Annotated in this window: 12 protein-coding genes and 1 tRNA gene; 3 read left to right on the plus strand and 10 right to left on the minus strand. The window is 63.1% G+C overall.

Features of this window, described 5'->3' with window-relative positions; all coding sequences use genetic code 11:
* Nucleotides 1-23 precede the first annotated feature (23 nt).
* Nucleotides 24-401, minus strand: a complete 378-nt coding sequence (gene rsfS, locus NKH35_RS09040) for a ribosome silencing factor (protein WP_023668698.1) — start codon at nucleotides 399-401, stop codon at nucleotides 24-26.
* Between the two features lie 241 nt (nucleotides 402-642).
* On the opposite strand from rsfS, the gene NKH35_RS09045 reads away from it, so the two are divergent.
* Nucleotides 643-1497, plus strand: a complete 855-nt coding sequence (locus NKH35_RS09045) for a mechanosensitive ion channel family protein (RefSeq protein WP_023736854.1) — start codon at nucleotides 643-645, stop codon at nucleotides 1495-1497.
* Between the two features lie 15 nt (nucleotides 1498-1512).
* Here NKH35_RS09045 and NKH35_RS09050 read toward each other — a convergent pair whose 3' ends face one another.
* The 5 genes from NKH35_RS09050 to obgE all read right to left on the minus strand — a co-directional run bounded on the left by NKH35_RS09050 (nucleotide 1513) and on the right by obgE (nucleotide 7121).
* Complete coding sequence (locus tag NKH35_RS09050; protein ID WP_023818237.1) at nucleotides 1513-2793, minus strand: MFS transporter; 1281 nt, start codon at nucleotides 2791-2793, stop codon at nucleotides 1513-1515.
* Between the two features lie 74 nt (nucleotides 2794-2867).
* Nucleotides 2868-3455 carry a nicotinate-nucleotide adenylyltransferase gene (locus NKH35_RS09055; protein ID WP_023693161.1) on the minus strand — a complete coding sequence of 196 codons (588 nt, stop codon included), beginning with the start codon at nucleotides 3453-3455 and terminating at the stop codon, nucleotides 2868-2870.
* A 163-nt stretch (nucleotides 3456-3618) separates the two neighbouring features.
* A complete protein-coding gene (locus NKH35_RS09060; protein ID WP_023818238.1) occupies nucleotides 3619-4905 on the minus strand; it encodes a glutamate-5-semialdehyde dehydrogenase in 1287 nt (428 codons plus the stop codon).
* Between the two features lie 3 nt (nucleotides 4906-4908).
* Nucleotides 4909-6087, minus strand: coding sequence for a glutamate 5-kinase (proB, locus tag NKH35_RS09065; protein WP_023744952.1), 1179 nt, complete (start codon nucleotides 6085-6087; stop codon nucleotides 4909-4911).
* A 2-nt stretch (nucleotides 6088-6089) separates the two neighbouring features.
* The gene (obgE, locus tag NKH35_RS09070; RefSeq protein WP_023693164.1) at nucleotides 6090-7121 is read right to left on the minus strand and encodes a GTPase ObgE; all 1032 of its coding nucleotides are present in this window, start codon (nucleotides 7119-7121) and stop codon (nucleotides 6090-6092) included.
* 167 nt (nucleotides 7122-7288) lie between these two features.
* Between obgE and NKH35_RS09075 the strand changes: the two genes are divergently transcribed.
* On the plus strand, nucleotides 7289-8152 hold the full coding sequence (locus tag NKH35_RS09075) for an endonuclease/exonuclease/phosphatase family protein (RefSeq protein WP_023668690.1): 864 nt from the start codon (nucleotides 7289-7291) through the stop codon (nucleotides 8150-8152).
* A gap of 188 nt (nucleotides 8153-8340) precedes the next feature.
* On the opposite strand, the gene NKH35_RS09080 is transcribed toward NKH35_RS09075, so the two are convergent.
* From NKH35_RS09080 to NKH35_RS09090, 3 genes are all read right to left on the minus strand, one after another.
* Nucleotides 8341-8928, minus strand: a complete 588-nt coding sequence (locus NKH35_RS09080) for a GNAT family N-acetyltransferase (RefSeq protein ID WP_023700237.1) — start codon at nucleotides 8926-8928, stop codon at nucleotides 8341-8343.
* A gap of 132 nt (nucleotides 8929-9060) precedes the next feature.
* Nucleotides 9061-9330, minus strand: coding sequence for a 50S ribosomal protein L27 (gene rpmA, locus NKH35_RS09085; protein ID WP_015315190.1), 270 nt, complete (start codon nucleotides 9328-9330; stop codon nucleotides 9061-9063).
* Nucleotides 9331-9429: 99 nt separating this feature from the next.
* A complete protein-coding gene (locus NKH35_RS09090; protein WP_023693165.1) occupies nucleotides 9430-10137 on the minus strand; it encodes a 50S ribosomal protein L21 in 708 nt (235 codons plus the stop codon).
* Nucleotides 10138-10506: 369 nt separating this feature from the next.
* Here NKH35_RS09090 and NKH35_RS09095 point away from each other — a divergent pair.
* Nucleotides 10507-10596, plus strand: a tRNA-Ser gene (locus NKH35_RS09095).
* Nucleotides 10597-10703: 107 nt separating this feature from the next.
* On the opposite strand, the gene NKH35_RS09100 is transcribed toward NKH35_RS09095, so the two are convergent.
* The gene (locus NKH35_RS09100) at nucleotides 10704-12683 is read right to left on the minus strand and encodes a putative bifunctional diguanylate cyclase/phosphodiesterase (RefSeq protein ID WP_027050565.1); all 1980 of its coding nucleotides are present in this window, start codon (nucleotides 12681-12683) and stop codon (nucleotides 10704-10706) included.
* Nucleotides 12684-12869 lie beyond the last annotated feature (186 nt).

The raw sequence follows: 12869 nt of genomic DNA on the forward strand, positions 1-12869 counted from the left end.
ATGGTTACGACATGAGACGGAGCTCAGTGCAAGGTCTCTTCCTCAAGGTCCGGCGCCTGCCACATCTTTTCAAGATTGTAGAATTCGCGGACTTCTGGGCGGAAGACATGGACGATGATGTCGCCTGAATCGATCAGGACCCAGTCGGCGCCGGACAGCCCCTCGACGCGCGCCGTGCCGAGACCGGCATCCTTGAGCGCCTTGAGCAGGTGGTCGGCGACAGCCGAGACATGACGGTGCGACCGGCCCGACGCGATGACCATATAGTCGCCGAGGCTCGATTTCCGCTGAATGTCGATTGAGACAATATTTTCGGCCTTGGAGTCTTCCAGACTGGCAAGGACTGTCTTGATGGCACGGGACACGGCGTCATCTACGCTGATCCTGGCCGGCGAAGGCATGACGTCAGCCTTCTTCCGCAATGCTGTTCTCAGTGTATTTCCTTTCGCAGCAAGAACAACCAAATCACCCACGAAATCAGGTGACACCCTATAGATAGGCAGAGTTCCCTTGCAGTTTCAAGACGGGAGGCCCTGCCACCGCGAACGCAGTGCACGACTTCCGGTTCCGGAGCCTTGAGAAAAATCGGAACCCATGGCCGCGGCAGGGGTTATCGACACGCCCCCCAAACGGATTTTCCTGATGCCAATCGACCCCCAGAACACGCTGCTCACCGTGCAGGCTGGCCTTGCGCAACTCAGCACACTGATCGTTTCCTATTCCTTCTCCGCCATCGGCGCCATCATCCTGCTGGTCGTCGGCTATCTCGTCGCCGGGCTCGCAGAACGATCGATCTCAGCCGGCCTCGGCCATATCCATGGTTTCGACGCGACGCTGCGCCATTTCTTCTCGAAGATCGTGCGCTACGCCATCCTGATCCTGGTGGTCATCATGGTGCTCGGCCAGTTCGGCGTTCAGACGGCCTCGATCATCGCCGCCATCGGCGCCATCGGGCTGGCAATCGGCCTGGCGCTGCAAGGCACGCTGCAGAACATCGCCGCAGGCATCATGCTTCTGGCGCTCAGGCCATTCCGCATCGGCGAATATGTCGAGGTCGGCGCCATTTCCGGCACCGTCGAGGAAATCGGCCTGTTCGCCACCAAGCTCCGCACGACAGACGGCGTCTATGTGCTGGCGCCCAATTCGACGCTGTGGAACCAGCCGGTGCGCAATTTTACTCGCAACGGTGTGCGCCGCGGAGACATCACGCTGAGCATCGGCTCCTGGAACGACATCGACCTGGCGCAGAAAACCATGCTGGGCGTTGCCGGCGGCGAGCGCCGCGTCAAGCGAGAGCCGGCGCCGATCGCCTTCGTCGCCACGGTGGGCGATGCCAGCGTCGCCATCACCTTGCGCTACTGGACCACGGCGGCGGATTTCTTCGCCACCCAGATCGATCTCACCAAACGCGTCAAGCAGGCGTTCGACGCCGAAGCCATTTCGGTTCCCGCACCTCCGCCGGAGGCTCGACAGGAAACTGCCGCTACCAGGCAGTAGGAGCTGTGAAACCGTTCAGCGCTTATCTTCCGGGGCGTAGGCGAGCTCCACCGGCAGCGGCGCCTGCGCCGACATCGGCGCGAAACTGCTGGTCTCCGTAGCGGGGACGGCGCGCGTGGTGGCCACTCGCCACAGCACGAACAGGCAGAAGACAGTGGCGATGACGATGGCCACATAAATGAAGGCCTGCGTGCCATAGACAGCCGACAGGGCCGTCACGATACCCGGCACGATGAACCCCGACAGCGACCAGGCAAACAGCAACGAACTCGACAGCGCCACCATGTCGTCCTTGCCGGCGCGGTCGGCGGCATGCGCGCTGGCCAGCGAATAGATCGATTCCGAGGCGCCGTCCCAGACGATGTAGATCACCACGAGCACCATCAGCGCGCCGCCGTCGAAGCCGATGGCCAGAATACCGGCGACGATGGCCAGTGCCGCAGCGCCGGCCAGCACGTAACGGCGATCGGTACGGTCGGAAATCCAGCCGAGCGGTATCTGCAGGATCAGCGTGCCGACGGGCATCGCCGACAAAAGCAGCGCCACATCGGCCTGGCTATAGCCTTTGGCCGTGGCATGGATCGGTGCGAACCCGGCGATCGCCATCGACAGACCGCCGACGGCCAGCATGCCGGCCACGCCGACCGGCGAGATCCGCCAGGCGCGGCCAAGCGCCACGGAGGCTGCGCGAGGTGGCGGCGGTTGAGCCAACCGCGTCATGCCGACCGGCAGGATCGACACTGCGGTGAAGGCAATGCCGATCAGCGGCGCCTGCGCCGTCGCGATGTCGACCGCCGCCAGCAGGGCATAGCCGACGCCAAGTCCGGCGACATAGGCGACGTAAAACACCGCCATCACCCGGCCGCGAATGGCGTTTGCGACGGCATCGTTGAGCCAGCTCTGGGCGACGATGAACAGGCCGCATATTGCAAAACCGTAAAGCGCGCGTGCCGCGATCCACAGCAGCGGGTAGGTGCCGGCGCCAATGGCAGCATTCGACAGCGCTATCAGCGCCGACAGCACCATGAAGGCGCGGGCGTGCCCGACGCGGCGCACCAGCGGCCCGGTCAGGATACAGCCGGCAAGCCCGCCGGCCGACAGGCCGGTGATGATCAGCCCGGCCCAGGTCGGATCGAAGCGCTCGACGCCAAGCCGGACCGGGATATAGGCGAACATCAACCCGTTGCCGACCGCGATCAGCGCCATCGACACGATTACGCTGGCAATGGCGATCACGGGCGCCGGCGGGGCGCCATGATTGGGGTCGATGTCGGTCTGGTTCACTGAAGTGGCCATATCCAGCGCAGCATCGCCCAGCCAATCGCGAAAGGCCGCCGTAAAAGCGACATCGGCGATCTGGTCTTACGGAGTTACCCCTTGGCTTGCTGGCGAATAGCACTCGATGACAGCGACGAGCGTGGGCCGTGGATGAAGGTCCAGGCCGGCGCCTTCATGCGCGCGAGCCGGGGCGCATCACCCTCGTCGACGCGGGCATAGTCGAACGTCTTGGCCACGACCGAGGACAGGAAGGACAGCGTCGCGCCCGGGCGGTCGATGACCGCGATGGGGAAGGTCATGACGATCTGGCGCCAGCGCTGCCAACGGTGGAAATCGCGAAGTGAGTCGGCGCCCATGATCCAGACGAAGTCGACGCCGGGATTGCGTGCCTTGACCAGCGCCAGCGTGTCGGCGGTGAAGCGAATATGATGCGCCGCCTCGAAGGCGGTGACCTTGATCTTCGGGTTCTTGGCGACCTGCTCCGACTGGAGCAGCCGGTCGCTCAGCGGCGCCAATTCCCTGGTGCTCTTCAGCGGATTGCCAGGCGTCACTATCCACCATAGCTGGTCGAGCGCCAGCCGCCTGAGCGCGATTTCCGCCACCAGCGCATGACCGGCATGCGGCGGGTTGAACGAGCCGCCGAACAGGCCGACGGCAAGGCCCTTTTCGGCATGCGGCATGCGGAGGTAGTGCGAGGAAAGAGGCGCCCCACCCTCCCCCTTGTGGGGAGGGTCGATCCGCGAAGCGGAGGGGGGGGGGGGGATTGCAGAATTCAGCGTCGTACCCCCACCCGGCTCGCTGCGCTCGCCACCCTCCCCACAAGGGGGAGGGTAAGGCCAGCGCTCAAGGCCTCACCTGTCCCGACCCGCGCACGCGGTATTTGAACGAGGTCAGCTGCTCGACACCAACCGGTCCGCGCGCGTGCATCTTGCCGGTGGCGATGCCGATCTCGGCGCCCATGCCGAACTCGCCGCCATCGGCGAACTGGGTGGAGGCATTGTGCAGGAGAATCGCCGAGTCGATCTCGCTGAAGAAGCGCTGCACAGCCTTTGCATCCTCGGCGATGATCGCCTCTGTGTGGTGTGAGGAGAACGTCTCGATATGGTCGATGGCGCCGGCAATCCCGTCGACCAGCTTTACCGCGATGATGGCGTCGAGATATTCGGTCATCCAGTCGGCATCGGTCGCCGGCTTGGCGTCGAAGAACAGCTTCATCACTTCCTGATCGGCATGGATCTCGCAGCCGGCGGCGCGTAGCGCGTCGAGGATCGGCACCAGATGTGTGGAGGCCACCGCGCGGTCGACCAGCAAAGTCTCTGCAGCGCCACAGACACCGGTGCGCCGCATCTTGGCGTTGACGGCGATCCTGACCGCCATGTCGAGATCGGCCGAGCGGTCGATGTAGAGATGGCAGATGCCTTCAAGATGGGCAAAGACCGGCACCCGCGCCTCGCTCTGGACGCGCCCGACCAGGCTCTTGCCGCCCCGCGGAATGATGACGTCGAGATTGCCGCCAAGCCCTTTCAGCATCTCGCCGACGGCGGCGCGGTCGGTGGTCGGCACCAGCTGAATGGCGTCTTCCGGCAGGCCGGCGGCCTTCAGCCCCTCGACCAGGCAGGCATGAATGGCGGCGGACGAATTGAGCGAATCCGAGCCGCCGCGCAGGATCACCGGATTGCCGGCCTTGAGGCAGAGCGCGCCGGCATCCGCCGTCACATTCGGCCGGCTTTCATAAATGACGCCGACAACGCCGAGCGGCGTGCGCACGCGCTCGATCTGCAGGCCGTTGGGGCGATCCCAGGCGGCAATCACATCGCCGACCGGGTCCCTGAGCTCGGCGATTTCACGGATGCCATCCGCCATGGCACGGGTGCCCGCCGGATCGAGCTTCAACCGGTCCATGAAGGAGCCGGACAAGCCCGATTCGTGTCCGTTAGAGACATCGATGGCGTTGGCATCGAGAATCTGCTGCTGGCGCGCGATGATCGCGTCGGCCATGGCGAGAAGTGCGGCATCCTTGGCGGCGGCGGTCGCAATCGCCAACGGTCGGGCGGCCGCGCGGGCGCGGCGGCCGATATCAGCCATCAGCGCGACGGTGTCATCCCCGGATTGTTCATGCAACTTCAGCATGTCTCATCCTCCGCTTACCTCGCCCCCGGCCCATAGCTGGCCGGCAGGCCGTATCTGGTCACCCGGATCGCTCACCACCAGATCGTCCCTGTGGATCATCGCCGAGCGCGCCTCGTAGCCGAGCACGGTTTCGATCTCGGCGGTCTTCAGGCCTGCGATCCTTACGGCATCGGCGGCATCGTAGGCAACAAGCCCGCGCGCGATCTCGCGCCCTTCCGGCGACAGGATGGCCACCGTGTCGCCGCGCGAGAAATTGCCGCTGACCAGCCTGACGCCGGCCGGCAGCAAAGATTTGCCGGACAGCAGCGCACCGATGGCGCCGGCGTCGACGGTGAGCCGCCCGGCCGGTTCGAGCTGGCCGGCGATCCAGGTCTTGTAGCCTTTCACCGGATTGGCGCTCGGCCTGAAGAAGGTGGCGCGCTCGCCACGTTCGATCGCCATCAGTGGCGACAGCCTGGTGCCCGAGGTGATGATCATGGCGGTGCCGGCGGCGGTGGCGATCTTGCCGGCATCGAGCTTGGTGCGCATGCCGCCGCGCGACAGTTCGGATGCGGCCGCCCCGGCCATAGCCTCGATATCGGGCGTGATGCGGTCGACCACCGGAATGAATTTTGCATCGGGATCGCGCGCCGGCGGCGCCGTATAGAGCCCGTCAATGTCGGAGAGCAGCACAAGCAGGTCGGCGCCCATCATCGTCGCCACCCGGGCCGCCAGCCGGTCATTGTCGCCATAGCGGATTTCGGAGGTCGCCACCGTGTCGTTCTCATTGATGACCGGCACCGCCTTCATCTTGAGCAGCGTCGAGATCGTCGCGCGGGCATTCAGATAGCGGCGGCGCTCTTCGGTGTCGCCCAGCGTCAGCAGGATCTGGCCCGATTTCAGCGAACCCTTGCCCAGCGCATCCGACCACGCGCCGGCTAGCGCGATCTGGCCGACGGCCGCAGCCGCCTGGCTTTCTTCCAGCTTCAGCGCCCGTTTGCCGAGACCGAGAATGGTGCGGCCGAGCGCAATGGCGCCGGACGATACGACCAGGATCTCGGCGCCGCCATTGGCGAGCACCGCAATATCCTCGGCAAGCGAGGCAAGCCAGTCGCGCTTCAGGCCGCTGGTGCGGTCGACCAGCAAGGCCGAACCGATCTTGACTGTGATGCGCCGGTATTTTGTCAGCGATTGCGCCGTCATCGCTATTGGTCCCAGCGGGTCTCGACGGGAGCGGCAGCCCTGTCGCGCGCTTCGCCGACAACCGCCATCAGCGCCCGCAGCACCGCTTCGACGCCCTCGCCGGTGGCCGCCGACAGCAGCATCGGCGCGCGGCCGGCAGCGCGTTTGAGCGACGCAACCTTCTTCTTGCGCTCATCGGCGTCGAGGATATCGACCTGGCTCAGCGCCACGATCTCGACCTTCTCGATCAGCCCATTGCCATAGGCATCCAGCTCGGCGCGCACGGTCTTGTAGGCCTTTCCAGGATTTTCCTCCTGCGCCGAGACCAGGTGCAAAAGCACACGCGTGCGCTCGACATGGCCGAGGAACCGGTCGCCGATGCCGACACCCTCATGCGCGCCCTCGATGAGGCCCGGAATGTCGGCGATGACGAATTCGCGCGCATCGATGCGGGCAACGCCGAGACCTGGATGCAGCGTGGTGAAGGGGTAGTCGGCGATCTTTGGCTTGGCCGCGGTGACGGTTGCCAGAAAAGTCGACTTGCCGGCATTTGGCAGCCCGACCAGGCCGGCGTCGGCAATCAGCTTCAGCCGCAGCCAGACATTCATCTCTTCGCCGGGCTGGCCGGGATTGGCGCGGCGAGGCGCCTGGTTGGTCGAGGTCTTGAAATGCTGGTTGCCGAAACCGCCATTGCCGCCCTTGGCCAGCAGGAAGCGCTGGCCGACCACGGTCAGGTCGCAGATCAGCGTCTCATTGTCCTCGGCAAACACCTGGGTTCCGGCCGGCACCTTGAGCGTCACATCGGCGCCCTTGGCGCCGGTCATGTTGCGGCCCATGCCGTGGACACCAGTCTTGGCCTTGAAATGCTGCTGATAGCGATAGTCGATCAGCGTGTTGAGACCGTTGACCGCTTCCAGCCAGACATCGCCGCCGCGGCCGCCGTCGCCGCCATCCGGGCCGCCGAACTCGATGAATTTTTCGCGCCGGAACGACACAGAGCCGGCGCCACCGTCGCCGGAGCGGATATAAACCTTGGCTTGATCGAGAAATTTCATTGGACTACGCAGTTTCTGGTGGCCTTGCGGCTTTGCTCTAGATCTTGCGCCTTGCTCTAAACCAAGGCGCGGCCAAGGGCGAGGCCGTTTTGCGACTAAAGCGCCGGATGCCCTTTTGTCGGGGACGCGGTAGCAGTGTTCGCGGACGGAGCTTGAGGGGCGCGGGAATGAAGGTTGTGAGCTACAACATCCAGTACGGTATCGGTCTGGATGGCCGCTACGATCTCGGCCGCATCACCGAGGCGGTTCGCGGCGCCGACGTGATCGCGCTGCAGGAAGTGACCCGCAACAATCCGAGGAACGGCAACCGCGACATGGTCGCCGAGATCGGTGAGGCGCTGCCCGAATATTTTGCCGCCTACGGCAGCAATTTCGAGGTCAATGTCGGCTCGCGCCTGGAGGCCGGCCGCGCCATCACCACCACTTTCCAGCTCGGCAACATGGTGCTGTCGAAGACACCGATCCATCTGTCGCGCAATCTGCTTTTGCCGCGCAGCCGCAGCCTTGAGGCGATGAACTTCCAGCGCGGCGCACTCGAGGCGCTGGTCGAGACCCCGCTCGGCTTCATCCGCTTCTATTCCACGCATCTCGACCATCGCAGTCCGGTTGAACGCGCCAGCCAGATCCGTTTCCTGCGCCAGCGCCTGTTGAACTATGCCTTCGAGGGCGGCGGCCTCTCCGGCATTCCCGAGATCGGCCTGCCGGACCTGCCCTATCCCGAAGCCTTCATCGTCATGGGCGACTTCAACATGCTGCCCGGCTCGCCCGAATATGTCGAACTCGTCGGCCGCCCGGATCATGAATTCGGCATGCCCTTGACCGCCGATCTCGCCGTCGACGTCGCCCAGCGCCTGAACACACCAGACGTCGTCACCTGGGTCGATCCCACGCGACCCGAAGACACAAGCCGCCACAAGCGCATCGACTACATCTTTACCTCGGCCTCGCTCGCCGGATCGCTGAAGCGCCTGTGGGTCGACCCGCAAGCGGTCGGTTCGGACCATCTCCCGATTTGGGTCGAGATGGGCTGAGTTGAGCCCGATCCACAACGTTTCCAAACCTGTCGTTTGGAGGCACGCGCTAGGTGTGTTGAGATTCAGGTCAGGCCGAGCCGAAAACACTGGTTTTCGAGAACCGGAGCGGAGTGTACTTAAGTACGTGCACCGGAAGCGCATAAAACCCGCGTTTGCAGGCCGGCCTCACCTGAATATCAAAACACCTAGAAATGCACCCAGTTTCGAAGACTGATCCAGGTCTTTCTGTCCAGCCGGTACCGCTCGACCGGCACCTGGCCGGCGACGATCGAGTTCAGCATGCCCTGGCCGGCATACTGGAAGCCGCATTTGTGGATGACCCGGCGCGAGGCCGGATTGATCACCCGCGTCGAAGCCTGCAGCACCTGGATCGAGGTCCGTTGGAAGGCGAGGTCGACCAACGCATGCGCGGCCTCCGTCGCATAGCCGCGCTTCCAGTAGGGCTCGCCGATCCAGTAGCCGAGCTCCAGCCCGCGGTCGGTCATGTTGAGGCCGGCGCAGCCGACGAAAATGTCGGTACTGGCCAGCGTCAGCGCATAGGCGATGCCGGCCCGGCGCGATCTCGTCATAGCCAGGAAGGCGCGTGCCTCTGCCTCACCATAGGGGTGCGGCATGCGGGCCAGCATCTCGGCGACGTGACGGTTGTCGGCAAGCTCGACCAGTTGCGCGATGTCGGCTTCGCAGGGAGCGCGCATCACCAGCCGCTCCGTGGCCAGCACCGGGCAATCTATCGCGTAACTTTCGTCTTCGGTGTCTTCCGCTTCGGCAACCATTCGACGTCCTCCAGGCAAGAAAAAAGGGGAGATGGAAAACCCATCTCCCCTGATCCTTTTCCTGGCTCCATTCACTGGTTTGGCCAGACACCGGTTCCCGAGATGGGCGCCGGTTTTATAGTGCGGAACCGGCTACTCCGCGGCTTTGGTAATCGGGTTGACCGATACGTAGGTTCGGCCGTTGGCTTTTTTGTTGAAGGTGACTGCGCCGGTCTCGAGCGCAAAAAGGGTGTGGTCCGTGCCCATGCCGACATTGACGCCGGGATGCCAGGTGGTGCCGCGTTGACGGATGATGATGTTGCCCGGGATGACGGCTTCGCCGCCGAACTTCTTCACGCCCAGACGCTTGGAATGCGAGTCGCGACCGTTGCGCGACGAGCCGCCAGCTTTCTTGTGTGCCATCTAACTAACTCCGATGCGCCCTGGGGCGCTTGAATGGTCTTATGAACGCGTTCGCGTTCCGTTTCAAGTCCGATCCGGCGACCTTGTCGCCGGTTCGTTTTACTTCTTCGCCAGTTCCTTGGCCTGCTCGCGCCAGTCGTTGATCTGGTCGGTGCTGAAGGGCATGTGCGCGTCGATCTTGGCCACGTCCTTGTCCGACAGCTTGGCAAGCTGGGCGAAGGTGGTGATGCCCTGCTCGTGCAGCTGGCCGGCGGCAACCGGGCCGATGCCCTTGATCACGGCCAAATCGTCCGGCTCGCCCTTCGGCGCCTTGAACAGCGGCGCGGCGACGGCGGTCTCCGTCTTGGCTTCATCCTTCGGAGCAGCCTCGGCTTTGGCTTCCTTCTTCGCCTTGGCTTCCTTCGGCGCGGCCTCGGCCTTCGCCTCGGGCGCTACGTCAGCCTTGACTTCCTTGGCTTCCACCTTGGCTGAGGCCTTCTTGGAAGGCTTGGCGCCACCCAGCAGGATCTCGGCGATCCGCACGGTGGTCAGAAGCTGGCGGTGGCCGATCTTGCGGCGCGAATTCTGCCGGCGGCGCTTCTTGAAAGCGATGACGGTGCGGTTCTTGCCCTGCTCGACGACTTCCGCCGTGACCAGAGCGCCATCGACGAACGGGGCGCCGAAGGTGACATTTTCGCCTTCGCCATGGGCGAGGACGCTGCCGATTTCGACGATATCGCCGACATTGGCTTCGAGCTTCTCGATCTTCAGGAGATCGTTGGCGGCAACGCGATACTGCTTACCGCCCGTTTTAATGACTGCGAACATTTTTTGCCTTTCGCTGTTCGGTCGGCCTCGATGAGCCGCGTCACGCGGTTCGGCCGTCTTTTTGTCAGTCTGCGGGTTCGAAAAACAAGCGGCGTGGAAGAACCCTCCACGCCGATTGCGCGCTTCCCCTAACCGAAGGTTCGGTACGAGTCAAGGCAAACGGGCGGAATCCTTGGCCACGCCGCCTCCTTGCCGCCCCCGATCCCTCCGGTCGAGGACCGGTTAGCCCCATCTGCCGACGTGGCCGCAACGCAGCCCTCCCGGCAGAGCCCGCACAGGAAGCTGAATTCCCCCGCGGATTTGGCCTTGTAACCTGCCCGCCCAGCCGTTATCTAGTGCGCCGCGCCGGCAACGGCCGACCATGACCGCGGAGAGGTGGCAGAGTGGTCGAATGCACCGCACTCGAAATGCGGCATGGGTGCAAGCCCATCGGGGGTTCGAATCCCTCCCTCTCCGCCACCCGGAACCGCATCTGGGCGTAGGAGTGTCGCCCGAAGCTACGAAGTAGCGTAGGGGGACCGGAACGAAGCAGGATGCCCTCCGAAGCTTCAGCGAAGGGGCTGCCGCTATGCAACGAGGCCTTGCCTCATTTGGTTTACCTCTTCGATCGGGACTGGATGCCCGGTGAGGAAGCCCTGCATCAAATTTACCCCCAGGCGCTGCAGCAATATGTACTGCTCTTCGGTTTCGACGCCCTCGGCGAGCACGACATGGCCGAGATTGCGAAGCAGTCCGACCATGTCCCGCAACAGGCTCAAGCCGCGAGAGGTCTGGCAATCGTGGAGGAAGCTGCGATCGATCTTGACCACGTCGAATTTGAACCGGCGCAGCCATGTAAGGCCGGCAAATCCCGTTCCGAAATCGTCCAGCCAGATCTGAACGCCGAGTTTTCGCAGCCGCTCCACGTTTCTTACCGCTTGCGCCTCCAGAAAGATGTCACTGCCTTCGGTGATTTCGATGGCCAGTTTCTGGGGCGCAAGGCCGTGCCTGCCAAGGATCTCGGTGATCCGGAGTGAAAAGTTGGGAGCCTTGAGCTGAAGAACGGAGACGTTCACCGTCACGACCGAGCCCAATCCGTATTCCGCCATGTCACCGCAGGCTCGATCGATCAGCCACGTACCCAGTTCCACGATCGCTCCGGTCTGCTCGGCAACGGGTATGAACACGGACGGACTGATCATGGTGCCGTCGAAGTCGCATACACGCATCAGACTCTCGTGCCCCAGCACGCGGCCCGACGCCAGCTCGCGAATTGGCTGGTAGGCGACAGAAACGAGCTGGTTGGAAACTGCCACCTTCAGCAGTTCTGAAAGATTTTCGCCGGAGCGATCCTGGCTGGTGGCATGCGGGTCGTAAATCGTGAACGTAGCCCGACCGGCAAACTTGGACGCGTAGAGGGCGCGGTCAGCTTCCTGCAGCAGGATTCTAAGCTCTATGCTCTGATCGGCGCGCGTCAACGACGCCCCGGCACTGATCGTGACGATGTTGAGCTTGTCGCCCCGATCAGGGTGGTAAATATCCAAATCCTCTACAGCGCGACAGAATTTCTTCGTTATCTCATGAAGGTGAGCCCGCCCGGTGACCTTGCAGAGAATGACGAATTCTTCTCCGCCATAGCGGGCCGCGATGGCGTTGTTGGCAGCCGCCATCTCGGAAAGGACATGGGCGAGTTTGATCAGGCAATCGTCGCCGGCCTGATGACCAAGTCCGTCATTGAACCTTTTGAAGTAGTCGACGTCGATCAGAATGAGGCCTATCTCGTCGTCGTCCGCGGCCCAGTCTTCGCGCAGCTCCGAGAATTCTCGAATGATCGCCCTGCGGTTTTTCATTCCCGTGAGCGGATCGGTGTCGGCGATTTCGGTTAGTTTCTGCCCCTTCTTGATAGCAGCCTGCTCCTGGAACTGTGCCCGAAGCGCGTGCAGGAAGGTCTGGTAACGCTCCAGGCTCAGCCGCCAGGAAAGATAAAGCGACAAGACGAGGCAGTTCACGAAATAGGCCGACAACACGACCCGACCGGCGATGTCGGCCTGAAGGGAGAACATCGCGGCGTACACAAAGCTTGCGGCGACCGTCGCGGAGGCAAGGGCTGAAAGCCAAAAACGGAAGTTGAAGAACAGATTCGCACCCAGGATGAACACTGTGCCAAAAACCATGAAATGGGAGAGGGCATCCTGATGCTCTGTTCCAACAGCGGAGACGAGCCACCCAAGGGCACCGGAAACAATCGCCAGCGCTGCTACAAGGTGCAAGGTGGCAAGGCCAAAGCCCCGTCGGGCGACAAATTCGACAAGCGCCAGGGAAGTGATCCCTAGCGTAACGCGCGTCAAAACAAGCCGGCCGGCGACATCCGGAAAGAGAAACCAATCGAAAAGGCCATAGGCCACATAGCTGAATACAGCAGCCGCAATACCCCATCGCACAAGGCTGCGATTCTCATCGGCATCCTTCTGCAGGAACAGTGCCAGCAGTTCCGGATCGGCGGAATGCCACCGCGGACGTCCAATCGCTGCCGCCACCTTCTGGGCAACGTCCTCGCTCAGTTGCATCGCAACGCTCCTCCGCGATCTGCAGTAGCGAATGCAACAGCCGACGTCGCCTGCGGTTGGGGAATGAAGACGTCCCTGTCCGCAAGAAAAGTCAGATGTCGCTAACCGAGGGTAAACGGGCGGTTCGGATTTAGCCAGTTTGCAGGATTGATGGCCGTTCCGTTGATTAAAATTTTACTAAAATTT

Origin of the sequence: Mesorhizobium sp. M1143, from assembly GCF_040318435.1 — a bacterium.
In the GTDB taxonomy this organism is placed as follows: domain Bacteria; phylum Pseudomonadota; class Alphaproteobacteria; order Rhizobiales; family Rhizobiaceae; genus Mesorhizobium.